Here is a 22037-nt window from a genome sequence, read left to right on the forward strand (position 1 = left end):
GGCCGGAACGCCGCCGGAACGACCCCGGAGCAGAGGAAGGAGGCGCCGGTCACACCCGCCCCGGTTAACTTCGGCGAAACAAATGGGTCATGCTTGAGAAATCCGGTCTGCCTATGGTCGGGTCCAGCGTGGGCCACCGCACTGGCCGCACCACGAGCTACCACCCCGTTCCTCTCCGGACGGGAGTAGGAGGAGTTGGATGTTCCAGAACGCCGACGACGCGAAGAAGTTCATCGCCGACAACGACGTCAAGTTCATCGATGTCCGGTTCTGCGACCTGCCCGGTGTGATGCAGCACGTCACGGTCCCGGCGGCGACCTTCAACCCGGCCGACGAGCTTGCCTTCGACGGCTCGTCGATCCGCGGCTTCCAGGCCATCCACGAGTCCGACATGTCGCTGCGCGCGGACCTGTCGACCGCCCGGGTCGACCCCTTCCGCCGCGACAAGACCGTCAACATCAACTTCTTCATCCACGACCCGATCACCGGCGAGCAGTACAGCCGTGACCCGCGGAACGTGGCCAAGAAGGCGGAGGCCTACCTCGCCTCCACCGGCATCGCCGACACGGCGTACTTCGGCCCGGAGGCCGAGTTCTACGTCTTCGACAACGTCCGCTTCCAGACGTCGGCGAACGAGAGCTTCTACCACATCGACTCCGAGGCCGGCGCCTGGAACACCGGCGCGGTCGAGAACAACCGCGGCTACAAGGTCCGCTACAAGGGCGGCTACTTCCCGGTCTCGCCGGTCGACCACTTCGCCGACCTGCGCGCCGAGATGTCCCTGGAGCTGCAGAACAGCGGTCTGGAGATCGAGCGCCAGCACCACGAGGTCGGCACCGGCGGCCAGGCGGAGATCAACTACAAGTTCAACACGCTGCTCGCCGCGGCCGACGACCTGATGCTCTTCAAGTACATCGTGAAGAACGTCGCCTGGCGCAACGGCAAGACCGCGACCTTCATGCCGAAGCCGATCTTCGGCGACAACGGCTCGGGCATGCACGTCCACCAGTCCCTGTGGGCCGGCGGCGACCCGCTGTTCTACGACGAGCAGGGCTACGCGGGCCTCTCGGACACCGCCCGCTACTACATCGGCGGCATCCTCAAGCACGCCCCGTCGCTGCTGGCCTTCACCAACCCGACGGTGAACTCCTACCACCGTCTGGTGCCCGGCTTCGAGGCCCCGGTCAACATGGTGTACTCGCAGCGCAACCGCTCCGCCGCGATGCGCATCCCGATCACCGGCTCCAACCCGAAGGCCAAGCGCGTCGAGTTCCGCGCCCCGGACCCGTCGTCCAACCCGTACCTGGCCTTCTCCGCCCTCCTGATGGCCGGCCTCGACGGCATCAAGAACAAGATCGAGCCCGCCGAGCCGATCGACAAGGACCTCTACGAGCTGGCTCCCGAGGAGCACGCCAACGTCCAGCAGGTCCCGACGTCCCTCCCGGCCGTCCTGGACGCCCTGGAGGCGGACAACGAGTACCTCCAGGCCGGCGGCGTCTTCACGTCCGACCTGATCGAGACGTGGATCGACTACAAGCGCACCCACGAGATTGCCCCGATCCAGCTGCGCCCGCACCCGCACGAGTTCGAGCTCTACTTCGACCTCTAGATCGCGGATCGCGTACACGCACGGGCCGGGCCCGCTCCTCCTCGACGGAGGGGCGGGCCCGGCCCGTTTCCGTGCCCGCCCGGTGGCTCAGCCGCGGTGCCGGCGGAAGCCGATGTACGCGTAGCTCTCCCCCTTGCGCGGGGCACGGGTCCAGGAGCGGGTGGGGAAGGTGTGGAGGGCGCCGCGGGCGAGGGCGAAGCGGGGGAGGGAGAGGTTCAGTTCGGTGTGGAGGGCGGTCAGGAAGCGGCGCTCGTTGGCGAGGGGGGTGTCCTCGGGCCGGAAGAGCCGGGTGGGGTCCAGGGCCTCGGGTATCGCCCCGGAGCGCTCGGTCCCGGTGTCCCGGACGGTGAACGCGTAGAGCTCGCGGCCCTGTTCGGCGACGGAGAGGTGGAAGGCGGAGCGGTCGGAATCGGGGTCCTCGCGTCGGGGGTCGTTCCAGACCACGACCGCGCGGCCGGTGGCGGAGGCGGCCGCGGCGGGGGAATCGAGGCGGTCGCCCACCAGGTGGGACTCGCCGTCGAAGGCGAAGGCCCAGCCCTCGGCGGTGCGGCCGACGCTCACCGTGGCCCGGTCCTCCCACGGCTCGGCGTCGTCGAGACCGCGTCGGTCACGCCGGTGGTGGGGGGTCATGCGCAGGTTCACGGGGCCGCCCAGGGCGGCGCCCTCCCCGCCCAGCAGTGCGGGCAGCCGGTCCGGGGACGCGTCCTCCACCCAGACGCAGCGGTAGCCGGAGAAGGAGGGCTGGTAGCCGTCGGGCTCGGTGATCCAGACGAGGCCGGGCGGGTCGAGGTCGGGCACGGGGGCGGGGGCCGGGCCGCGCTCGCCGGAGCGGGGTGTGGCGAGGAGTTCGGCGCCGCGCTCCGGGGTGATCAGCGGGCCGAGGTACGGGTCGGCGAGCAGACCGACCGGGGCGATCAGCGAGGGGCCGGTGGTCTCCCACTCCGGAAGGCCGGCGCGCAGCGTGCGCCAGGCGGCGTCCGTCGCGCCCCAGCGGGCCTCGTCCCGGGCGCGGGCGACGGCCCGGCCCCAGGCGCCCTCGGGCGCGTAGCGGTGGGTGCCGTCCCGGACGGCACCGACGAGGGCCTCGGCCGTCTCCCGGGGGACGCCCCGTGCGGCGATCATCCCCAGCCAGTGGTCGTCCCCGCCCGGCCGCCAGGTGCCGCGGCCGGGGTCCAGGGCCTGCACGGGCAGGAACTCGGACAGATAGCGGGGGTCGCCGACCAGCATGCCGTAGTCCTGGCGGCCGTTCGGCGCGAGGAACTGCCGGATCTGCTGGAGCAGCACATGGCTGTGCGGCCGGCCGAAGGAGCCGGCGTCCTCCAGCAGCGGCACGGCCTCCTCGTACCGTCCCCGCAGGGCCAGCCGCCGGGCCTCCTCGACATGGGCGTCCTGGGCGCGCGTGGTCGCGTTCACGAAGCCTGGCTGTGCGGCGCGGTCGCCGTGGAAGCCGCGGTACATGTCCTCCATGTACGCGTGGAAGGAGGCGTAGCGCTCCGGGTACTCACCGCCCCAGCCCTGGTAGACGTACAGGGCCCATTCGCCGTCCTCGTCCGTGTCACCCGGGTCCAGGAGGGCGTGCGACATGTCGGAGTCGGTCTCCAGGCGCAGCGCGCGGGTCCACATCCCGGCCATCAGGACGTCCTCGCGGCGCGGGTTCTCGCCCAGGTTCTCCTCGTACATCGGGGTCATGTCGAAGGGGTCCCCGAACCAGTCGACGTCCTCGGCGCCGCCGAGCCGGTAGATCCCGGCGCTCTGGTCGACCTGCCATCCGTTGCTCGCGGCCAGGAAGCCCCGGTACGAGGGCGGCAGCCGCCGTCCGAGCCGGGCCTCGGCGGCTGCGATCGCGGCCTCGGACGCCCCCGGCACGCCGAGCCGGCGCGGCCCCTCCCCCGGGTCCTCGTCCGCTTCCTCGTCGGCCTCGTCGTCGGAGGGGACCCACTCGTCCTGCCAACGCCCGAGGAATGCCTGCCAGTCGAAAGAACCTTCACTCATGGCCCGGATGGTGTCATCCGGCACCGACAACGCCGCCGTCGCGCCCGTTCAGGCGCCGGCGTCGTGCACGATCTGGATGAGGTTGCCGCAGGTGTCGTCCAGCACCGCCACCGTCACCGGCCCCATCTCCAGGGGCTTCTGGGTGAAGCGCACCCCGAGTGCGCCCAGCCGGGCGTACTCGGCGGGCACGTCGTCCACGGCGAAGGACGCGGCGGGGATGCCGTCCTTGACCAGGGCAGCCTTGTACGGCTTCACGGCGGGGTGGCCGTCGGGCTCCAGGAGCAGTTCGGTGCCGTCGGGCGCCTCGGGCGACACCACGGTCAGCCAGCGGTCCGCACCCACGGGCACCTCGTGCTTCTTCACGAAGCCCAGCACCTCCGTGTAGAAGCGCAGGGCCTTGTCCTGGTCGTCGACGAAGACGCTGGTCAGATGGATGCGCATGAGGCTTCTCCGGGTCGGTGCGGCGGTGGCGGCTCAGTGTCGCAGGGCCTTGCCCACTTCGGCCTTCACGTCTCCTTCGAGCGTGCGGTTGCTGCGGGCCGTGGCGTCCTTGGTGCCCTTGGCCGCGACGTCGTCGACCGTGACCACGACCGTGTCGAGGAGGTTGCCGCTCGCGTCCTCGAAGTCGACCTGGACGGCATAGGACTGCGTGCTGTCGGTGCTGTTGGTGACGGTGATCTTCGAGGTGGCCCGGCCGTCGCCGTCGATCGTGGCGGCGGCCGCCTTGACGTCCCCGCTCGCGTTCACGCCGTCCTTGATGTCGTTGAGCTTGTCCCCGGCGGCGGCCGTCGCGGAGGCCACGGCGTCGGCCCCCTTGGAGGCGGCGGACGAGGCCGCGGAGGCCGCCTTGGAGACCGTGCTCGACGCGGTGTCCCCGTCGTCGGAGCAGGCCGTGGCCGTCGCGGCGATCACCGCCGCCACCAGCACCGCGCCCGCGCCCCGTACGCCTCGCCTCGCCATGGTGCCTCCCAGCACTCGCCGTGTCGGAGCCAGTCAACGGGGCGGCGGGGGCGGGCGCACCCGGGGCGGGCGGTGGTTGGGCCGGACGGGCGGCGGGGTCGCGGGACCGGGCCGGAGCACCGAGGGTGGGGGGATGGACGAGCCGGCCGCATCCCCGAGCCCCGCTCCGGAACCCGCGCCCGGGTCCGGGCCCCGGCGACGGCTGTGGCCGTGGGTGCTCGTGATGATCCTGGTGCTGCTGGCCCTGGGGGCCGGCGCGGTCTCCGCCGTACTGGCGCGGGAGGCGCACAGCGCGGGGGCCAGGACCCTGCACATCCGCTACGAGGTGACGGGGGCGGCCGAGAACGTGACCCTCACGTACAGCACCTGGCGGGACGACGAGCTGGCGACCGGGCGGCTGACGCTTCGCCGGCTGCCGTGGGCCGGGGAGGTGGACACGAAGGGCTTCATGGACGGCGGTTCGTTCACCGTCACGCTCGGCGGGTCCGGGGGCCGTGTGGCCTGCGCGGTGACCGTGGACGACGGCACCCGGCGGACCGCCACCGCCTCGGGGCCCTTCGCCACGGCCTCGTGCGACGGCTTCTGAGCGGCCGGCCACCGCACCCCGCCCCCGCCCGGAGAGGTCCGGACGGGGGCGGGGTGCGTGCCGGGGTGCGTGCGGGTCAGCGGCCGTAGCGGATGAGGGCGCGGACCATGCGGCACGTGGTGTCGGACGGCGGGTGGATGCCGATGCGCTCGGCGGTCGTGCGTATCCGGGCGTTGCTCGCGGTCGACGGGTGGTGGACGCCCGTGTCGAGCAGCACGATCGCCAGGCGCATCGCCTTCAGCCGGCGGTTGTGCGCGACGTACCACTCGCGCGGACGGCCGGCGGGAAGGCGCTTCTTCCTCAGGGGCTTGTGGACGGGCGGGGTCGTGACTGCGGCAACGGTCATGGGCAACCTCCTGGCGCGGTGGCGTGACTCTGCGGAACCCTCACGAACTACCCCCATTTTACTGCCCCCCACTGACAATCGCCCCTGGCCAGAGGGGTTTTCGGGGATCCATCCCGTACCTTTGGCCCCATGGAGATCTGGATCAATCCCGCCTGTTCCAAGTGCCGTTCCGCGGTGAGTCTGCTCGATGCGGAGGGGGCCGACTACACCGTCCGCCGCTATCTGGAGGACGTGCCCTCGCCCGACGAGATCCGGGCCGTGCTCGGCCGTCTCGGACTGGAGCCGTGGGACATCACCCGTACCGGGGAGGCCGAGGCCAAGGAACTCGGCCTCGCGGACTGGCCGCGCGACGCGGACGCCCGCGACCGCTGGATCACCGCCCTCGCCGAGCATCCGAAGCTGATCCAGCGGCCGATCATCACGGCGGACGACGGCACGGCCGTGGTGGGCCGCACCGACGAGGCGGTCCGGGACGCGCTGGGGCGGTGAGCGGACCGCCCGGGCCGGATCAGCCCGCCACCGCCTCGGCCTCCGCGAGCAGTTCGGTCAGCCGGAGGCCGAAGCGGACGTCGCAGGGGTGCGGTTCGCCCGTGCGGACGGAGTCGGTCAGGGCGTCCACGGCGGCGCGGAAGGCGTCCACGGCGCCGTCCCAGCCGGGCAGTGCGGCGGTGCCGTGCTCGCCCCGCAATTCGACGCCGACGCCGGCGGCGGCGACCGGGGCGCCGAGGGCGAGGGTCACGGTGCTGGAGGCGCCGGAGGTGTGACGGAGCACCAGGTGGTGGAGGTCCGCCGGGCCCCGGGCGGCGGTCAGGGCGGTGACGTCGCCGAGGACCGGGATCAGGACGGAGAGGGCGTGCGGGCCGACGTCCCAGAGGCCGCCCTTCTCCCGGCGCCACGGGGACGCGGCGTAGGCGCTGTCGGTGCCCGGGGCCCACAGCGCGCCGATCCACTCGGCCCGTGCGGTGAACCAGTCGCCCCGCGCGCGCTGTTCCTCGATCCAGGCGGCGGTCTCCGGCGCGAAGCGCAGGGTGCAGAACACGATCGAGGCGACCCGGGCCTGTTCGGCCGCCTCGGCGACCGCGCGGGCCGCCTCGACGGTGGTGGCCACCGGCTTGTCCATGAGCAGATGGCAGCCGGCCGCCGCGGCCCGCACGGCCAGCGGGGCCTGGACGTCCGGCGGCAGCGCGAAGGCGACGGCGTCACTGGCGGCGAACAGCTCGTCGAGCCCCGCGTCCCCGCTGTACGCCTCGGTCCCGTGCTCCCCGGCCAGCGCGCGGGCGGCCTCCTCCCGGCGGCCCCACACCCCGCTCAGCACGGCGCCGGGGTGGGCGGCGAGGGCGGGTGCCTGGGTGGCGCGGGCCCACGGGCCCGTACCGACCAGGCCGATACGCAGGGGGTTCACGGGAGGCGTCATGGGTCCAGTGTGCCCGGTGGGGCGTGGTGCGCGTCCGAATGGGGTGGCGGGGCGGACAGGCGTACGGATACGTTTGCGGGGCCGGCCGCGGGACTCCGGTGCGACTTCCGGGACTTGCCTTTGAAGCAAATATTTCGCTGTTCGCACCCCCATTCCCCGGCCGGCTTCCGTGTGCGCGCACGGCTCGCGGAACACCACGGGGGGGGCACCGACCATGACGACCGAGACGACCGAGACCCTGGCCGACCTCGTTGCGGCCGAGGACGTCCTGCTCTTCGTCAACGCGGCGATCACCGCGACCGGGCAGCGCGAATTCCGCTCGGACGCGGACGAGCAGCGGCTCTCGCTGGACTTCCTGCACGCGTACGTACGCGTCAACTACCGCCGGGTGTACGCCGCCACGCTCGCCCTGGACATCAACGACCACAACGCCGCGCACATCGTGCACGGCCTGCTGGCCCACGCCGGAGACGCCACCGCCGCACAGCGGCGCGCCGAGGGCCGGCTGATCGCGGCCCGGCTGGCGCGGATGGCGCCCCAGCGGGTCTACCGGCTGTTCCGGGCGCTGCGCGCGGCCGGGGTCAACAACCGGCGCACCCGTGCGATCGTGCGCGACTGGCTGGCCGCCCGGCCGGACCTCGGGCACGACGCCGTGAAGTACCGCGCGGGCCTGAAGGCCGCGGCCCGGCACACCCATCTCCGGCTCGACACCACGGACCCGGGAGCCGGCGGCGAGCTGGGGGCGTTCCTGTTCCGGCCGGGCACGCTGCCGCGCTACCGGCACCCGCTGCTGGACGCCTGGCGCCGGGCCCACTACGAGCAGGGCGCCGTCGGGGAGCTGCCGTTCACCGTCGCGGAGGGCTTCGCCGCCCGGCGCGGCATGGAGCGCGAGGCGTTCCTGGAGCGGATGGCGCCCCGGATGACCCGGCTGGAGCGGCTGCGCACCCGGGAGGAGCGGGCGGAGGGGCGTCCCGGTCCGCCCCCGGACGTCGATCTGGCGGTGATGCCGCTGACCCGTCTCGCGCTGTACGTGCTGGCGCTGGACCGGGAGGAGCGCGGGCGGCGGCGCGCGGAGCTGACCGGGGCGCTGCGCACGGCCGCCCGCCGGGCCGCCGGACCGCACGCCGGGAGCTGGGGACGGGTCGCCGCGGTGCTCGACGACAGCTACTCCTCGTCCGGTTCGGGCGTGAAGCGGCGCCGCCCGCTGGCCGTGGCGCTGGCCTGCCACCATCTGCTGGAGGCGCTCGCCGCGCCCGGCGCGTACACCGGGCTGTGGACCTCCGGCGCGCGCGATCCACTGCTGGTCGTGCCGTGGGGGCCGACGCCGCTGGGCCTGCGGATCCTGGACGCGCTGGAGCACGGCCCGGACCGGCTGGTCGTCGTCTCGGACGGCTGGGACAACGCCCCGCCGGGGCTGGCCGGTGAGGTGCTGCGGGTGTGGCGGACGCGGATCGACCCGGAGCGGCGCACCTCGGCGGTCCATGTGAACCCTGTATACGACGCGGAGGGTTTCGACGTGCGACGGCTGTCGCCCGCCGTGCCGACGGCCGGGATCCGCGACGCGGAGGACCTGCCGGCGCTGGTGGAGCTGGCGCAGTTCTCCGAGGGCCGTACCGGGCCCGCCGAGCTGTACGCGTACCTGGACCGGCAGGTCGCCCGGTTCACCGGGGCCGGTCCGCGGGGAGCGGAGCGGTGACCGGGATCGAGACGGCCGGGCTCACCACGGGCCCGGCGCAGGTGTGGGGCGGTATCCGGCTGGTGCCGCTGCTGCGCGAGGCCCCGGTGGAGGGGCTGCGGCTGCACCGGGAGGTGTACGAGGGGTACGGGGCCGGGACCGTGACGCTCGGACCGCGCGGGACGTACACCTCGTACATCCCGCACGGGTTCGTCGCGGACTGGTCGGGCGAGGGAGCGGGCTCGGCGGCGTACGGCACCCAGCTGTCCGGTGCGGACGGGGACGGCGGCGCGCGGCCGGAGGCCGTGCGGCTGCCCCGGCTGCGCCACCACCGGCTCGCCAAGCGGAAGCCGGGCGACCGGCTGCGCTTCCTGCCGCTGCATCTGGCGCTGGAGGGCTATCTGGCCCTGCACTTCGGCGGTCCCTCGACGGCCTGGGAGGAGTGGTCGCGCTCGGCGCTGCGGAACGGGCTGTCGCCGCGTGCGGAGGACACGTACCTGGGGTGGTCGGTGCGGGGGCTCGGCGAGGCGCTGCGGGTCTTCGAGATCCATCCGGGCCAGTGCGGGGTGATGGTGTACGTCTCGGACGCGCTCGCCGCCGCGTTCGTGGTGCCGCATCCGGAGGACTACCGGCTGCTGCACGCCACGCTGGTCCAGGACCTGTACGGGGAGCTGGTCCACCAGTACGCGATGTACGGCGCCCCGGTGGCCGATTTCGCGGCGCGGATCGCGGACGGCCCGCATCTGCGGACGCTCGGGGACCTGCGGGCCGCGGCGCGGGTCCAGGAGCGGGCGTGGCGCACGGGGCACGACACGCTGTTCGCGGGGGAGCTGCTGGACGGTTCGTACGCCTTCGACCGGGTGTACCGGATGGGGTCGTTCACGCTGCGGCGGTTCCTGCCGCCGTTCGCCCGCGACGGGACGGGGCAGCACATCGGGGAGACGATCACCGACCACAAGGGCCGCGTCGCGTACCTGAAGACGTTCCGGCTCTCCGAGGCGCAGATCCGGCGCGGGTACCTGCTGCGGCGGCTGGCCGCCGAGGACTGGCACCTGGGGAACACGGCGCGGGCGCTGGGGACGGGTCCCGAGGAGCTGGTGCGGCGGATCCGGGCGGCCGGTTTCGCGTCGCTGCTGCGCGACCGGGGGCGGTGAGCGCGGCCCCGGGCGCGGGGTCCGCTCCCCCGCACCGGGGGTGCGTCGCATGGCGGAAACCCCGGTAACACGGGGTTCACACGAGGGCAACGGTCGGGAAATCGCGCCTTGCGAAGCTGCGCTGCAGAGACCCGCAGCACCCCCGAAGGATGGCTTCCGTGACGTTCAAGGCTGAGTACATCTGGATCGACGGCACCGAGCCGACCGCCAAGCTCCGGTCCAAGACCAAGATCATGCCGGGCGCCCCGTCGTCCGACGTGGCCGCGCTGCCCATCTGGGGCTTCGACGGTTCGAGCACCAGCCAGGCCGAGGGCCACGCCTCCGACCGGGTGCTGAAGCCGGTCTTCACCTGCCCGGACCCGATCCGCGGCGGCGACGACGTCCTGGTCCTGTGCGAGGTCTTCGACATCGACATGACCCCGCACGCCTCCAACACGCGGGCGCTGCTGCGTCCGGTCGCCGAGCAGTTCGGCGGGCAGGAGCCGATCTTCGGCATCGAGCAGGAGTACACCTTCTTCGACGGCCACCGTCCGCTCGGCTTCCCCGAGGGCGGCTTCCCCGCCGCGCAGGGCGGCTACTACTGCGGCGTCGGCGCGGACGAGATCTTCGGCCGCGAGATCGTCGAGAAGCACCTCGACAACTGTCTCAAGGCGGGCCTGGGCATCTCCGGCATCAACGCCGAGGTCATGCCCGGCCAGTGGGAGTTCCAGGTGGGCCCGCTCTCCCCTCTGGAGGTCTCCGACCAGCTGTGGGTGGCCCGTTGGCTGCTCTACCGCACCGCCGAGGACTTCAACGTCTCCGCGACGCTCGACCCCAAGCCGGTCAAGGGCGACTGGAACGGCGCGGGCGCGCACACCAACTTCTCCACCCGGTCCATGCGCGAGGGCTACGACGCGATCATCACCGCCTGCGAGTCCCTCGGCGAGGGCTCCAAGCCCATGGACCACGTGAAGAACTACGGCGCCGGCATCGACGACCGTCTGACGGGCCTCCACGAGACCGCCCCCTGGAACGAGTACAGCTACGGCGTCTCGGACCGCGGCGCCTCCGTCCGCATCCCGTGGCAGGTCGAGCAGGACCGCAAGGGCTACATCGAGGACCGCCGCCCCAACGCCAACGTCGACCCCTATGTCGTCACCCGGCTGATCGTCGACACCTGCTGCACCGCGCTGGAGAAGGCCGGCCAGGCCTGATCCGCACCGCACACGCATGCGCCGAGGGGGCGTTCACCGGAATCCGGTGGGCGCCCCTTCGGCGTGGCGTGAGGTACGTAACGCCAAAGGTCCGTATCGACGGCCGAGAGAGGTCTGCTGCCGGAGGGTGTTCTCTGGTTCAATGGGGGCATGGCCAGCATCCCGTACCTCTCGACCGGTCGCAGCGACCTCGAACCGTTCTGGCCGTCCCGTCAGCACCACGACTTCGACCGGGTGTGTTGCCGCGCGTGGAACGCGCCGGCCCTCTAAAGCCGCTCACCCCGGTCTTCGGCCCGCGCGCACGAAGCACGTCCCTCCACAGACGACTCCTCGCGCGAAAGAGCTGACCCTCATGGCGAACACCCGTACCTTCTCCACCGCTGCCGCCTCCACCGCTCCTCCCCCGTCCGCCCCCCGGCACCGGCTGCGTGCCGTGGCACCGGACGAGACCGTCCGGCCCGCCGATGTCTCCGCGCTGCTGACACCGGGGGCGACCTGGCTGCCGGCACCCCAGCACACCCTGCCCGCGCTGCCGGGGCGGCCTCCGATGGTCGGCTATCTGGTGCTCGTACCGGCCGACCAGCAGCCGGCCCTCGCGGCCGCCGCCGCGCAGTACGTGCTGCCGGAGGTGCCGGCCCAGGCTCCGGCGGGGCCGGTGACCATCGATTCCGTCCAGCGTTCCGCCTCCGTGAACGGAGCGGTGCTCGATCTGACGTATCTGGAGTTCGAGCTGCTCGCCCATCTCGTGGCGCACCCCCACCGGGTGCACACCCGCGACCAGTTGGTGACCACCGTGTGGGGCTACGGGCATGTGGGCGACGGGCGGACCGTCGACGTCCACATCGCCCGGCTGCGCCGCAAGCTGGGGGCCGAGCACCGCCGGTCGATCCAGACGGTGCGGCGCGTCGGATACAAGTACGCGCCCTGACGTACGAAGGAGGGGGCCCGGTCCCGGACTGTTCCGGAACCGGGCCCCCTTCGCCGTCCGGGGGGCGGGAGACAGGTCAGACGCGTACGGCCGGGGCGGGCGCGGCGGCCGGTTCGCCGTGGTCGGGGGCCGGGAGGCGGGTCAGGGCGCGCGGGGTGCGCCAGTTGCGTTCGCCGAGGAGCGCCATCACCGAGGGCAGCAGCACCATGCGGACGATCGTGGCGTCGAGCAGGACGGCGACGGCCAGGCCGACGCCCATCTGCTGCATGTCCTGCATGGAGAGCGTGCCGAAGACGGAGAACACCGCCACCATGATCACGGCCGCGCCGGTGACGGCGCCCGCGGTGCGCCGGATGCCCTCGTCGATGGCCTCGCGGGTGGACAGGCCCCGCAGCCGGGCCTCGCGGATCCGGGAGACCACGAAGACGTGGTAGTCCATGGACAGTCCGAACAGGACGACGAGGACGAACAGCGGCATCCAGGACTCGATCGCGCCGACCCCCTCGGAGCCGATCAGCGAGGCGCCCCAGCCGTGCTGGAAGACCGCGGTCATCACCCCGTAGGCGGCGGCCACGGAGAGCAGGTTGAGGACGATCGAGGTGACGGCGACGACGTAGCTGCGGAAGCAGAACAGCATGAGCAGGAAGGTCACCGCGGCGATGAAGAGGAACACCGGCACGATGCCGCGCCGCAACTGGTCGTTGAAGTCGACGGACCCGGCCGTCTCGCCGGTGACGTAGGCGTGCGCCCCGGTGCCGTCGAAGGCGGCCGGCAGCCGCTTCTCGCGCAGTTCGCGCAGTCCGTCCGCGCCGTCGGGCAGCGGCACCTCGAACTCGGCGACGTTCTGGGCGCGGTGGACGGTCACGTGGTCGAAGCCGGTGAGCGCCTTCCGGACGGCCGGGGCGGCTATGTCGTCGGCCTCGACGACCACCTGAGCGGGGGCGGGGCCGCCGGGGAAGGTCTCGCTGATCTTCCGGTAGGCGACCGAGAGCGTGGAGTCGGAGCCGAACTGCTTCTCCAGGCCGAGCGATTCGGTCTTCATGCCGACGGCGGGCGCGGCGAGGGCGAGCAGGACGGCGACGGAGGCCACGGCGAAGAGCTTCGGCCGGTTGAGCACCGGGCGCAGCAGCCGTCCGGCCAGCCGGCCGCTCTCCTTGCGGCCGCGCCGGGCACGGCGGTTGAGCAGCGGGATGCGGCCCGCCTCGACGCGGTCGCCGAGCCAGGACATCAGGGCGGGCAGCACGGTCACGGAGCCGAGCATCGCGATGAGGACGACGAGGATCGTGGCGAGGGCGAAGCCCTTGAACAGCATCAGCCCGGACAGGAACATCCCGGCCATGGCGACCATGACGGTCAGCCCGGAGACGAGCACGGCGCGGCCGCTGGTCGCGGCGGCGATGTGCAGCGCCGTCTCGGCGTCGTGCCCGGCGGCCCGCTCGTCGCGTTCGCGGCGCAGGTAGAACAGGCAGTAGTCGACGCCGACGGCGAAGCCCATCAGGAACATCACGGAGTACGTGGTCTGGAACAGGTGCAGCTGGTGGCTGGCGAGCGAGAGCAGGCCGAAGGCGGCCATGCAGGCGGTGAGGGCGAGGCCGACGGGGAGCAGGGCCGCGACGACGGCGCCGAAGGCGACGAGCAGGATGCCGAGCGCGAGGGGCACGGCGGTGAACTCGGCCTTCTTGAAGTCGTCGGAGAGCAGGTCGCCGAGCCACTTGCCGGCGCTGGCGTCGCCGAACTGGCGGACGGTGACGTCGTTCCGTTCCTCCGCGACGCCGGCGACGGCGTCCAGGACCGGCTGGACCCGGTCGGCGGCGGTGTCCGGGTCGCCCTTCATGGCGAAGGTGATCAGCCCGTCCTTGCCGTTCCCGGAGGCGACGGGCGGGGCGAGGTCGGTGATCTCGCCGGTGCGGTCGAGTGCGGTGGCCAGTTCGGCGGCGGCCTTCCGCCAGCCGTCGGGACGGTCGGACGACACCATGACCAGTTCGCCGGCCCGGTGGCCCAGGCCCGCGTCGGCGAGGATCCTCTCGGCGCGGGCGGAGTCGCTGGCCCCGTTCTCGGCGTCGGTCATCTCGACCATGCCGGACGCGCCGCCGAGACCCGCGGCCAGAACCACGAAGAGCAGCCAGCCGAGAACGGCCGTCTTGCGATGGTGTGCGCTCCACACACCGATACGTGCCGCGAGGTTTCGCCTCATGGCGGTGTCGCCCCCTGAAGTAGTACGTCGGACCTGACTCCCCCGAATCTAGGAATCGCCGGTCCGCCGCCCCAGCCGCCGAGGCCCCCACCCGCCCGTGCCGTAGGGCGAGGTCCGGGGGGTGGTGCTGGGTACACCCCGCCCGGGTGGCGGACCGGCTGACGCCCGGGGCGCGGCCCGGGTCAGACTGGGTGCGCACCGGGCCGGCACGGCGGCCCGACGAGGGGAAGCGAGTGGTTCATGAACGCCATCGGAGGACGGATACGGGCGGCGCTGCTGGCCGCGTGGCGCGGACTGGTGCTGTCGTTCACCGCCCTCGCGGGCTCCGTCACGCTGTTCACGGTGACGCTGGTGTCCATCGCGCTCATTCCGCTGGGCATCGGCCTGGTGACCACTCCGTACCTGGTCGCGGCGGTGCGCAGGCACGCCAATCAGCGGCGGCTGCTGGCGATCACCTGGTCGGACGTGCGGATCCCCGTGCCGTACCGGCCGTTCCCCAAGGATCTGCGGAGCGGGTTCACCGGCTCGGTGGAGCGCACCACGCTGCTGATGAAGGATCCGGCGACCTGGCGGGACATGCGCTGGATGCTGGTGGACATGACGGCGGGCGCGGTGGTGGCGCTGCTGGCGGCGGCGCTGATGGCCTACCCGGTGGAGGGCTTCGTCCTGGCGGCCGGTCTGTGGCGGGTGTTCCGGGACGACCGCTACTGGTACGGGTTCGTCCCGGTGGACAGCCAGGCGACCGGGCTGATGGCCGCCGGGCTCGGCCTGGTGCTCCTCGTGGCCGGCATGGCGCTGAGCCGGCCGCTGCTGCGGGCCCACTTCGTGCTCGCCCGGTCGGTGCTCGCCCCCACCCAGGAGCAGGAACTGGCGCTGCGCGTCGACCGGTTGACCGAGACGCGGCACGAGGCCGTGGACACGGCCGCCTCGGAGCTGCGGCGCATCGAGCGGGATCTGCACGACGGGGCGCAGGCCCGGCTGGTCGCCATGGGCATGAACCTCGGGGCCATCGAGGCGCTGGTCGAGAAGGACCCGGCGCAGGCGAAGAAGCTCCTGGCGATGGCCCGGGAGTCCTCGGCCGAGGCGCTCACCGAGCTGCGCGATCTGGTGCGGGGCATCCATCCTCCGGTGCTGGCGGAGCGCGGGCTCGGGGACGCGGTGCGGGCGTTGGCGCTGCGGCTGCCGCTGACGACCGAGGTGGACGTGGAGCTGGCGGGCCGGGCCGAGGCCCCGGTGGAGTCGGCGGCCTACTTCGCGGTGAGCGAGGTGCTGACGAACGCGGCGAAGCATTCGGGCGCCGACCGGGTCTGGGTGGACATGCATCACGCGGAGGGGATGCTGCGGATCTCGGTGACCGACAACGGGCGGGGCGGGGCCGAGGCCGGGGCGGGTTCCGGGCTGAGCGGAATCGAACGGCGACTCGGTACATTCGACGGCGTCATGGCCGTCAGCAGTCCCGCGGGCGGTCCCACCATGGTGACCATGGAGATCCCTTGCGAGTTGTCCTAGCCGAAGATCTCTTCCTGCTGCGCGACGGACTGGTCCGCCTGCTGGAGGCGTACGACTTCGAGATCGCGGCCGCCGTCGAGACCGGGCCCGAACTGACCCGGGCCCTCGCGGAGTTGCAGCCGGACGTCGCCGTGGTCGACGTCCGGCTCCCGCCGTCGCACACGGACGAGGGGCTGCAGTGCGCCCTGGCCGCCCGGCGGGCGCGTCCGGGGCTCCCGGTGCTCGTCCTGTCCCAGCACGTGGAGCAGTTGTACGCGCGCGAGCTGCTGGCGGACGGCAACGGGGCGATCGGCTATCTGCTCAAGGACCGGGTCTTCGACGCGGACCAGTTCATCGACGCGGTCCGCCGGGTCGCGGCGGGCGGCACGGCGATGGATCCGCAGGTCATCTCCCAGCTGCTGAGCCGGCGGGCGCAGGACGAGCCGATGGGCGGGCTGACGCCGCGCGAGCGGGAGGTCATGGAGCTGATGGCCCAGGGCCGGTCGAACGCGGCGATCGCCTCGCAGATGGTGATCACGGAGCGGGCGGTGGCCAAGCACACCTCGAACATCTTCGGGAAGCTCGGTCTGCCGCCCTCCGACGACGACAACCGCCGCGTCCTCGCGGTGCTCGCCTATCTGGACCGGGGCAAGGCGTAGGACCCACTCGGTGTCACCCGTGTCACCCGTTGAACCAGGCGGCCATGTCGAGCCGGTTGGCGTCCGCGCCGGCCATGGTGCGCAGATCGTCCTCCAGGGCGCGGACGCGGTCGGCGCCGAGGGTGCGCACCCAGGCGGCGCGGAGCCGGTCGAAGCCCTCGGCGGACCGGGTCAGCATGTCGATGCCGTGCGGGGAGAGCCGGACCAGTTTGCGGCGGCCGTCGTGGGGGTCGTCGAGGCGTTCGACGTATCCGAGGGCTTCGAGTTTCTCGACGGTCTTGCCGGCGGCCTGTTTGGAGACGCCGAGCCGGCGGCCGATCTCCCCGGCGGTGGATCCGGCGAGGCCCACCGCCTGGAGCGCGTAGCCGTGCGCGGGGCTGAGGCCGGCGTGCCCCTCCTCGGCCAGTTCGGCGTGGAGGGCGTCGATGACCGACCGGAAGCCGGCGAACAGCAGCAGGGGCAGCTCGAAGCCGGCCGGGTCCGCGCCGGGCGTCCCCCCGACGGGCTCAGCCATTGCGAAACTCGACAACCTGGTTTACTTTTTCGTCAATCACGTTGTCGAGTTTACCGCGAGAGGCGACACCCATGTCCGCGACCCGCTTTCCCGACCACACGCTCGAAACCGCCCCGCCCGCCGCCCGTCCGACCATGGTCTCCGTGACGGAGAAGCAGGGCTATCTGCCCGCCGGGGTTGCCCGGCTCGCCACCTCGCCGGAGACGCTGAACGGCTTCCTCAGGCTCAGCGCCCTCTTCGAGTCGACGACCCTGGACCCGCTCTCCCGCGAGGTCCTGATCATGACGGTGGCCACCCGCAACGGCTGCCACCTCTGCGTGGCGATGCACACCGCCCGGCTCGCGGCGCTGGAGGCCGACGCCGCACTCGTCGCCGCCCTGCGCGAGGGCGGCCCGCTCCCCGACGAACGGCTCGACGCCGTACGGACGTTCACCCTGGCCGTCATCGGGACGACCGGCGCCGTGGACGACGCCGCGCTCGCGGCGTTCCTGTCCCACGGCTACACCCCGCGCAACGCCCTGGAGGTGACCCTCGGCATCGGCGCCTACACCGTCTCGACCCTGGCCAACCGGATGACGGGCGCCCCCGTCGACCCCCAACTCGCCGCCTTCGCCTGAGGATTGTCCTCTCCCGGGCCCGCCGCCCGGGGTGACCATCGCACGATTCGCTCGTTCTGCTGAATGTGCGCCCACAGCCAGAGCCATCGTCAGCCGGCGCGGAGCGGCCCGGGGCCGCGCTCGTCGAGCACTATCCGCGCCTGGTCCGGCTCGGCTATCTCATCCTGCCCCAGGCACCCGACCGCGACCGGCGCGTGCTCACCGCCCACGCCCTGGCCCAGCGGTCCCTCCAGGCGGCGCTGCGGGCCGGTCCGGCGCACGACGGGGTGCTGTCGCCGCCGCGCCGCCCCGGCCGGTCCGCGCCGGCCGATCCGGGGTACGCGTACGTGCGGAGCCGGGTGGTGCGGGGCGCTCTGGCGGCCGGACGCGGCGCGGGGCCGGGCCACCGCCCCCGGCTCCGCCCGCTGCCGCCCCTCCTGCCCCTGGCCTGGGGCCTGCGACTCCTCCCCCACGCCGGAGGGGCCGGTCAACTGGCCCTGGAGCAGGAGCTGTCGGAGGTCAGCCGGGCCGCGCGGGCGGCGTTCGCGCTGCGCGGCCTGGAGGGTCTCGCGGACGGGGAGATCCGCCGGGAGCTGGCCGACGCCGGCGTGGCGGATCCGCACGCGGCGCTGACCGAGGCGGACGGCGTGGCCTCGCCGGCGGCGCTGCTGGCCTCCCCGGGCTTCGACGCCTGCTCGCTCCAGGCCCGCCCGCCCGATCTGCCGCGCCGCCGGCGGTACGCCCGCGCCGGTCTGGTGGCGCTCGCCGCGCTGCTGGTCTGCGGGGCGCTGCTCGGGCTGCCCGGCGACGGCTGGGGCCACAGCGCCCCGGCCGCACCGCCGTACGCGCGCGACCCCGCCGCCGAGAAGGCCCTGGACCCGGCGGCGCTGCTCCGGGTCCCCGCGGACTTCTGGCGGCGTTCGGCCCGTACGGACTTCACGGCCTGGCCCACGCGCGGCGACCGCGCCGACGACACCGCGCTGCTGCGGCGGGCGCTCGCGGTCTGGGCACGGCCGGGCGAGGGAGTGCGGACCTCGGCGACGCCGCGCACCCCCGAGGGCCCGCCGATGGGACCGCCGCAACTGCTGTACGCGGGCGAGGTCGGCGCCTCCCGTGTGGTGCTGTTCCACGACGGGCTGCGGGTGGTGCGGTACGCGGAGCCGCGCGCGGCAGGAGCCGCGGGCGCCGCGCTCGACTTCGCCCGGGTCGACGGGGCCGACGCGGCGGCCTCGGGCGCGCTGGTCGTGGACCGGGGACGCGACGGGGTCCGGTATCTGACCGCGCCCTGGGTGCGCGGGGTGCGGGTGCGGGACCTGCTCGCCCCGGACCGGGCGCCCCGGGCCCTGCACCGCACCGCCGACGGGGTCACGGACGCGCTGCCGAGCCCGGTGAGCGCCTCCGGCTGCACGTCCTGGTCCGCGCTGGAACTGGCCGGGCCGGGGGCGGTGCGGCTGGTGACGGATCTCGGCGAACTCGCCCCGGCCCGGCTGACCTCCGGCGCGCCCGCGCACCCCCACGACGTCTCCGGGCGCGCGGAGCACGCGAGCTGGGCGCGGACCGCCTGTCTGCTTGCGGCGGTGAGCTCGCACGGGGTCCGGTCGGTCAACTCCTGGGTGTACGCCCGCCAGCCGCTTCCGGAGGGCACCGGCACGGCGGAGTGGCTGTGCACCCGGGCGGAGACCTGGCGGGGCACCGGGAGCCGGGTCCTCGCCGTGTTCCAGCCGCTGCCCGCCGGTCCGGGCGGGACCCCGCCGCCGGGTGCGGTCGCGGCCCGCGCCGAGGACTCGCCCGCCTGCGGGACGCGTACGCCCCGGGCGCTGGCCGGTGTGCTGTGGAAATCGCCCACCGGGCGGTGGTACGTCCTGGCCGGGGGCAGCGAGCAGTTCGCCTCGCTGACCGCCTCGGGCGGGGTGAGCGCACGGGCGCGCGGCCGGCTGCTCGCGGTGCCGGCCCGCGCGGGCGACCGGGCCCGGCTCGACGGCGAACTGGCGGACGGCAGCCGGGTCGGGGTGCTGCGGTAGGAAGCGTCCCGGCCCGCCGCGGCGGGCTCACGGGGGAAGGGGAGGAACCGGCGTTCCTCCCCTTCCCCGGCGGGTGTTCCGCTCCCGCACCGCGCTCCGGCGGATCAGGAGCGTGCGGCGGCAGGACCGCCGCAGGCCGTTCAGACCTGGAGCCCCGTGGCCTTCACGTCCTCGACCTTGCGGACCTTGATCTCCATGCGATTCACCTCCTCGTGACTGGATGACGTCCCCCGGGCCGGCGGTGCGCCGGACCGGGGTGGACCGGTACCCGCGGGGGTCTCAGCTCCTCGCCGTGAGCCGTCGCAGGCGCTCACGGACCGCGAGGGCCGCGGGAAGAACGAAGGGGGTCAGACAGACCGCGGTGCACAGCAGCGCCCACCAGAACGGTCCGGTGGCCGGGCCCGTGCCGAGTCGGCCGGCGGCCCAGCGCAGCACCTCCCAGGCGAAGGGCGCCAGGAAGAGCGCCGCCCAGACCAGGGTCAGCACGGCTCCGGAGAGCCGCACCCAGCGGAACCAGCGCCCGGCCCGGACGTCGACCGGATGTGCCTCGGCCAGTTCGGCCGCGCCCGCGGCGTCCAGCCGGCCGGCGGAGCGCCGGAGCATCAGGGTCGTGACCTGCCACAGATTGCGGCAGCCCAGCGCGTTGACCAGCACCGCGTACAGGTCCGTGCGCAGGAAGACCATGCACTGCCAGAGCATCGCGGTGAGCTTCACGTAGATCCAGGTGGCGAGGACCGTGTCGAGTCCGTCCGGCGCCGCCCAGGTGCCGGTGTCGATCAGCAGCCGCGCCGCCAGCGGTACGGCGAGCAGCACCGCGTCGAGGGCGAGGCCGGCCAGCAGCGGCCCGTACCGCTTGCGTCGCGGCACGGTCCACAGCTGGGTCAGATCGGTCTCGAAGACCAGCAGGAAGCCCATCCGCCGGTCCATGCCGAACCGGGCCCCCAGACCGAGCGCGCGGGCCGCGAACCAGTGCCCCAGTTCGTGCACCGCCGTGGCGGCCGTGGCGAGCGGCACGAGGATCAGGCTGCCGAGACCGATGTCGTCGACGACGAACGCGTCGGTGGCCGGATCGGGGAAGAGGGCGGGCCGGAACACGAACACGGCGAGCGCGAACACCGCGCACACGGCGTAGCAGCTCCAGGCCACCGGGCCGAAGAAGGGCCGCGCGACCTCCTGGCGGACGCCGTCCAGCCACCGTCCGCCCTGGACGGGCGCCGAGCGGACCGGGGTGCTCTCCTGCCCCTCGTCGAGGAAGCCGAGCTCGCGCAGGACCTCGACGAAGGACGGTACGTCGACGGGCTGTCCGGCGAACTCCTCGGCCTCGGCGGCGGCCTCCGCGATCGTCGCCCCGCGCGTCAGCGCCTCGACGACCACGCCCCCGACCTTCGGAATGGCGACGAACCGCCCCGTTTCCGGGTCGCCGACCAGGACCTCGTCCTCCCCCTCGGGCACCAGGCTCAGCGGGCGCAGCCGCACGGTCGTCCCCGGGGATCCGTCCGCCCCGCTCATCCCGCGGCCACCCGTACGGGAGCCAGCGCGCAGACCGGGCAGTCCGGCACGTCGGGGAACGGCACCCGTTCGGCCGCCAGTCCCTCGCGCAGATCGAGCCGGATCCTGGCCCCCGCGGCCACCGGCTCCTGGAACCCGGTCAGATGGCGCAGGCCCTCCAGCGCGATCAGTGAGCCGATCTGCATGGCCACCGGGCCGATGAGCGGGTTCGTGGTCCGCATCCCGTGCACGAGGTCCTCCGCGGCCGCCGCGCCGGTGCCCTCCTCCGGCCCCTGCGCGAACTCGCACGCCAGACAGGCGCTCCGGCCCGGATCGACGGACATGTAGGAGAGCAGCGTGCGGGTCGCGCCGCCGACGACCAGCGGCACACCGGCCCGGACGGCGGCCTCGTTCACCCAGAGGCCCGCGTCGGGGTGGCCGTCCAGACCGCCCACGATCAGATCGGTCCCGTCGGTGAGGTCGGCGAGGTCCTCGGGGCCCGCGACCCAGCGGTCGACGGCGCGCACCTCGATGTCCGGGTCGTAGGCCCGCACCCAGGCCGCGGCGCGCTCGACCTTGGAGCGGCCGACGTCCTCGTGCCGGTAGAGGAACTGCCGGGCGAAGTTGCGGGTCTCGACGCGGTCGTGGTCCAGCAGTGTCAGCCGGCCGACTCCCAGTCCCGCCAGGCACTGGACCAGCGAGGAACCGCCGCCGCCCACACCGAGCACCAGGACGTGCGCGTCGCGCACCCGGCGCAGGAAGTCGGTGCGGTGCCGGTCGAGGTCCGCGAAGGTGCCGAAGAACGCCAGGTTGGAGAAGTGCCGCTCGTCCACGGCCGGATCGCCGGTGAACCGGCCCTCCTCGCGTTCGACCAGCCCCAGGCCGGCCAGCCCCGCCAGTCCCCCGTCGAGTTCCCCGGCGGTGACCTCGACGCCCCGGGCGGCGAGCGCGTCCCGCAGTCCGGGGACGCTCCGGGGGCCTTCCCGGAGCACGGAGAGAAGCGCCTCGATCTTCCCCTCGGGGTCCTCCAGGGTGATCGCCTCGCGGGGGTCGAAGACGACGATCAGCTCCTCCCCCACCGTCTGCCAGGAGCACTCCTTGAGCGCGACACGCATCAACCCACCCGCCTTCGGCCTCAGCGGACCCCGGACCTCCCGGGGCACGGCCGCAACTCTGCTGTCCCGGGCTGAACTTCCGCTTTGACGTCGCTTTGGGCCCCT

The 22037-nt window shown here is 73.5% G+C and carries 20 protein-coding genes; 11 read left to right on the forward strand and 9 right to left on the reverse strand.

What is annotated here, in order from left to right; translation table 11 throughout:
- Positions 1 to 199 precede the first annotated feature (199 nt).
- Positions 200 to 1609, forward strand: coding sequence for a type I glutamate--ammonia ligase (gene glnA / locus ACFVDM_RS02990; protein ID WP_383632251.1), 1410 nt, complete (start codon positions 200 to 202; stop codon positions 1607 to 1609).
- Positions 1610 to 1696: 87 nt separating this feature from the next.
- Here glnA and ACFVDM_RS02995 read toward each other — a convergent pair whose 3' ends face one another.
- Genes ACFVDM_RS02995 through ACFVDM_RS03005 form a run of 3 tightly spaced genes read right to left on the reverse strand, consistent with a single transcriptional unit; the run spans position 1697 to position 4561 of the window.
- On the reverse strand, positions 1697 to 3601 hold the full coding sequence (locus ACFVDM_RS02995) for an SMI1/KNR4 family protein (RefSeq protein WP_383632254.1): 1905 nt from the start codon (positions 3599 to 3601) through the stop codon (positions 1697 to 1699).
- A gap of 48 nt (positions 3602 to 3649) precedes the next feature.
- Positions 3650 to 4042 carry a VOC family protein gene (locus ACFVDM_RS03000; protein ID WP_383632257.1) on the reverse strand — a complete coding sequence of 131 codons (393 nt, stop codon included), beginning with the start codon at positions 4040 to 4042 and terminating at the stop codon, positions 3650 to 3652.
- A 33-nt stretch (positions 4043 to 4075) separates the two neighbouring features.
- Positions 4076 to 4561, reverse strand: a complete 486-nt coding sequence (locus ACFVDM_RS03005; protein WP_383632260.1) for a hypothetical protein — start codon at positions 4559 to 4561, stop codon at positions 4076 to 4078.
- Positions 4562 to 4784: 223 nt separating this feature from the next.
- Here ACFVDM_RS03005 and ACFVDM_RS03010 point away from each other — a divergent pair, with 223 nt between their 5' ends.
- On the forward strand, positions 4785 to 5147 hold the full coding sequence (locus ACFVDM_RS03010; RefSeq protein ID WP_383633486.1) for a hypothetical protein: 363 nt from the start codon (positions 4785 to 4787) through the stop codon (positions 5145 to 5147).
- A 76-nt stretch (positions 5148 to 5223) separates the two neighbouring features.
- On the opposite strand, the gene ACFVDM_RS03015 is transcribed toward ACFVDM_RS03010, so the two are convergent.
- Positions 5224 to 5493, reverse strand: coding sequence for a hypothetical protein (locus ACFVDM_RS03015; RefSeq protein WP_383632262.1), 270 nt, complete (start codon positions 5491 to 5493; stop codon positions 5224 to 5226).
- Between the two features lie 129 nt (positions 5494 to 5622).
- Between ACFVDM_RS03015 and ACFVDM_RS03020 the strand changes: the two genes are divergently transcribed.
- Positions 5623 to 5982 (forward strand): arsenate reductase family protein, encoded by a 360-nt coding sequence (locus ACFVDM_RS03020; RefSeq protein WP_383632265.1) that lies wholly within the window; start codon positions 5623 to 5625, stop codon positions 5980 to 5982.
- A 19-nt stretch (positions 5983 to 6001) separates the two neighbouring features.
- On the opposite strand, the gene ACFVDM_RS03025 is transcribed toward ACFVDM_RS03020, so the two are convergent.
- Complete coding sequence (locus ACFVDM_RS03025) at positions 6002 to 6907, reverse strand: Gfo/Idh/MocA family protein (protein ID WP_383632268.1); 906 nt, start codon at positions 6905 to 6907, stop codon at positions 6002 to 6004.
- A gap of 214 nt (positions 6908 to 7121) precedes the next feature.
- Between ACFVDM_RS03025 and ACFVDM_RS03030 the strand changes: the two genes are divergently transcribed.
- The 4 genes from ACFVDM_RS03030 to ACFVDM_RS03045 all read left to right on the forward strand — a co-directional run bounded on the left by ACFVDM_RS03030 (position 7122) and on the right by ACFVDM_RS03045 (position 11857).
- Positions 7122 to 8603, forward strand: a complete 1482-nt coding sequence (locus ACFVDM_RS03030) for a hypothetical protein (protein ID WP_383632270.1) — start codon at positions 7122 to 7124, stop codon at positions 8601 to 8603.
- Positions 8600 to 9736 (forward strand): hypothetical protein, encoded by a 1137-nt coding sequence (locus tag ACFVDM_RS03035; RefSeq protein WP_383632273.1) that lies wholly within the window; start codon positions 8600 to 8602, stop codon positions 9734 to 9736. Before ACFVDM_RS03030 ends, ACFVDM_RS03035 begins: the two co-directional genes overlap by 4 nt.
- Before the next feature lie 158 nt (positions 9737 to 9894).
- Positions 9895 to 10929, forward strand: coding sequence for a glutamine synthetase (gene glnII / locus ACFVDM_RS03040; RefSeq protein WP_383632275.1), 1035 nt, complete (start codon positions 9895 to 9897; stop codon positions 10927 to 10929).
- Positions 10930 to 11281: 352 nt separating this feature from the next.
- Positions 11282 to 11857 (forward strand): winged helix-turn-helix domain-containing protein, encoded by a 576-nt coding sequence (locus tag ACFVDM_RS03045; protein ID WP_383632278.1) that lies wholly within the window; start codon positions 11282 to 11284, stop codon positions 11855 to 11857.
- Positions 11858 to 11933: 76 nt separating this feature from the next.
- Here the strand turns inward: ACFVDM_RS03045 and ACFVDM_RS03050 are convergent, their stop codons facing one another.
- Entirely contained in the window at positions 11934 to 14051 is a 2118-nt protein-coding gene (locus ACFVDM_RS03050; protein WP_383632281.1) for an MMPL family transporter, read from the reverse strand.
- Positions 14052 to 14291: 240 nt separating this feature from the next.
- Between ACFVDM_RS03050 and ACFVDM_RS03055 the strand changes: the two genes are divergently transcribed.
- Entirely contained in the window at positions 14292 to 15560 is a 1269-nt protein-coding gene (locus ACFVDM_RS03055) for a sensor histidine kinase (RefSeq protein ID WP_383632284.1), read from the forward strand.
- Complete coding sequence (locus ACFVDM_RS03060; protein ID WP_383632287.1) at positions 15545 to 16198, forward strand: LuxR C-terminal-related transcriptional regulator; 654 nt, start codon at positions 15545 to 15547, stop codon at positions 16196 to 16198. Before ACFVDM_RS03055 ends, ACFVDM_RS03060 begins: the two co-directional genes overlap by 16 nt.
- Before the next feature lie 22 nt (positions 16199 to 16220).
- Here ACFVDM_RS03060 and ACFVDM_RS03065 read toward each other — a convergent pair whose 3' ends face one another.
- Positions 16221 to 16712 (reverse strand): MarR family winged helix-turn-helix transcriptional regulator, encoded by a 492-nt coding sequence (locus tag ACFVDM_RS03065; protein WP_383632290.1) that lies wholly within the window; start codon positions 16710 to 16712, stop codon positions 16221 to 16223.
- Positions 16713 to 16783: 71 nt separating this feature from the next.
- On the opposite strand from ACFVDM_RS03065, the gene ACFVDM_RS03070 reads away from it, so the two are divergent.
- Both ACFVDM_RS03070 and ACFVDM_RS03075 read left to right on the forward strand, forming a co-directional pair.
- Positions 16784 to 17329 carry a carboxymuconolactone decarboxylase family protein gene (locus ACFVDM_RS03070; protein WP_383632293.1) on the forward strand — a complete coding sequence of 182 codons (546 nt, stop codon included), beginning with the start codon at positions 16784 to 16786 and terminating at the stop codon, positions 17327 to 17329.
- Positions 17330 to 17394: 65 nt separating this feature from the next.
- Positions 17395 to 19329 carry a hypothetical protein gene (locus ACFVDM_RS03075; RefSeq protein ID WP_383632296.1) on the forward strand — a complete coding sequence of 645 codons (1935 nt, stop codon included), beginning with the start codon at positions 17395 to 17397 and terminating at the stop codon, positions 19327 to 19329.
- Between the two features lie 279 nt (positions 19330 to 19608).
- On the opposite strand, the gene ACFVDM_RS03080 is transcribed toward ACFVDM_RS03075, so the two are convergent.
- Positions 19609 to 20838, reverse strand: a complete 1230-nt coding sequence (locus ACFVDM_RS03080; protein ID WP_383632299.1) for a hypothetical protein — start codon at positions 20836 to 20838, stop codon at positions 19609 to 19611.
- Positions 20835 to 21932 (reverse strand): HesA/MoeB/ThiF family protein, encoded by a 1098-nt coding sequence (locus tag ACFVDM_RS03085; RefSeq protein ID WP_383632302.1) that lies wholly within the window; start codon positions 21930 to 21932, stop codon positions 20835 to 20837. Before ACFVDM_RS03085 ends, ACFVDM_RS03080 begins: the two co-directional genes overlap by 4 nt.
- Positions 21933 to 22037: the final 105 nt, after the last annotated feature.

It is taken from the genome of Streptomyces sp. NPDC057682, from assembly GCF_042799575.1.
Taxonomy (GTDB): Bacteria; Actinomycetota; Actinomycetes; order Streptomycetales; family Streptomycetaceae; genus Streptomyces.

What these genes read in the sequence shown, in the direction of transcription:
- glnA (WP_383632251.1), top strand. Translation starts at nt 200, where the DNA reads ATGTTCCAGAACGCCGACGACGCGAAGAAGTTCATCGCCGACAACGAC.
- ACFVDM_RS02995 (WP_383632254.1), bottom strand. Translation starts at nt 3,601, where the DNA reads ATGAGTGAAGGTTCTTTCGACTGGCAGGCATTCCTCGGGCGTTGGCAG.
- ACFVDM_RS03000 (WP_383632257.1), bottom strand. Translation starts at nt 4,042, where the DNA reads ATGCGCATCCATCTGACCAGCGTCTTCGTCGACGACCAGGACAAGGCC.
- ACFVDM_RS03005 (WP_383632260.1), bottom strand. Translation starts at nt 4,561, where the DNA reads ATGGCGAGGCGAGGCGTACGGGGCGCGGGCGCGGTGCTGGTGGCGGCG.
- ACFVDM_RS03010 (WP_383633486.1), top strand. Translation starts at nt 4,785, where the DNA reads ATGATCCTGGTGCTGCTGGCCCTGGGGGCCGGCGCGGTCTCCGCCGTA.
- ACFVDM_RS03015 (WP_383632262.1), bottom strand. Translation starts at nt 5,493, where the DNA reads ATGACCGTTGCCGCAGTCACGACCCCGCCCGTCCACAAGCCCCTGAGG.
- ACFVDM_RS03020 (WP_383632265.1), top strand. Translation starts at nt 5,623, where the DNA reads ATGGAGATCTGGATCAATCCCGCCTGTTCCAAGTGCCGTTCCGCGGTG.
- ACFVDM_RS03025 (WP_383632268.1), bottom strand. Translation starts at nt 6,907, where the DNA reads ATGACGCCTCCCGTGAACCCCCTGCGTATCGGCCTGGTCGGTACGGGC.
- ACFVDM_RS03030 (WP_383632270.1), top strand. Translation starts at nt 7,122, where the DNA reads ATGACGACCGAGACGACCGAGACCCTGGCCGACCTCGTTGCGGCCGAG.
- ACFVDM_RS03045 (WP_383632278.1), top strand. Translation starts at nt 11,282, where the DNA reads ATGGCGAACACCCGTACCTTCTCCACCGCTGCCGCCTCCACCGCTCCT.
- ACFVDM_RS03050 (WP_383632281.1), bottom strand. Translation starts at nt 14,051, where the DNA reads ATGAGGCGAAACCTCGCGGCACGTATCGGTGTGTGGAGCGCACACCAT.
- ACFVDM_RS03055 (WP_383632284.1), top strand. Translation starts at nt 14,292, where the DNA reads ATGAACGCCATCGGAGGACGGATACGGGCGGCGCTGCTGGCCGCGTGG.
- ACFVDM_RS03065 (WP_383632290.1), bottom strand. Translation starts at nt 16,712, where the DNA reads ATGGCTGAGCCCGTCGGGGGGACGCCCGGCGCGGACCCGGCCGGCTTC.
- ACFVDM_RS03070 (WP_383632293.1), top strand. Translation starts at nt 16,784, where the DNA reads ATGTCCGCGACCCGCTTTCCCGACCACACGCTCGAAACCGCCCCGCCC.
- ACFVDM_RS03080 (WP_383632299.1), bottom strand. Translation starts at nt 20,838, where the DNA reads ATGAGCGGGGCGGACGGATCCCCGGGGACGACCGTGCGGCTGCGCCCG.
- ACFVDM_RS03085 (WP_383632302.1), bottom strand. Translation starts at nt 21,932, where the DNA reads ATGCGTGTCGCGCTCAAGGAGTGCTCCTGGCAGACGGTGGGGGAGGAG.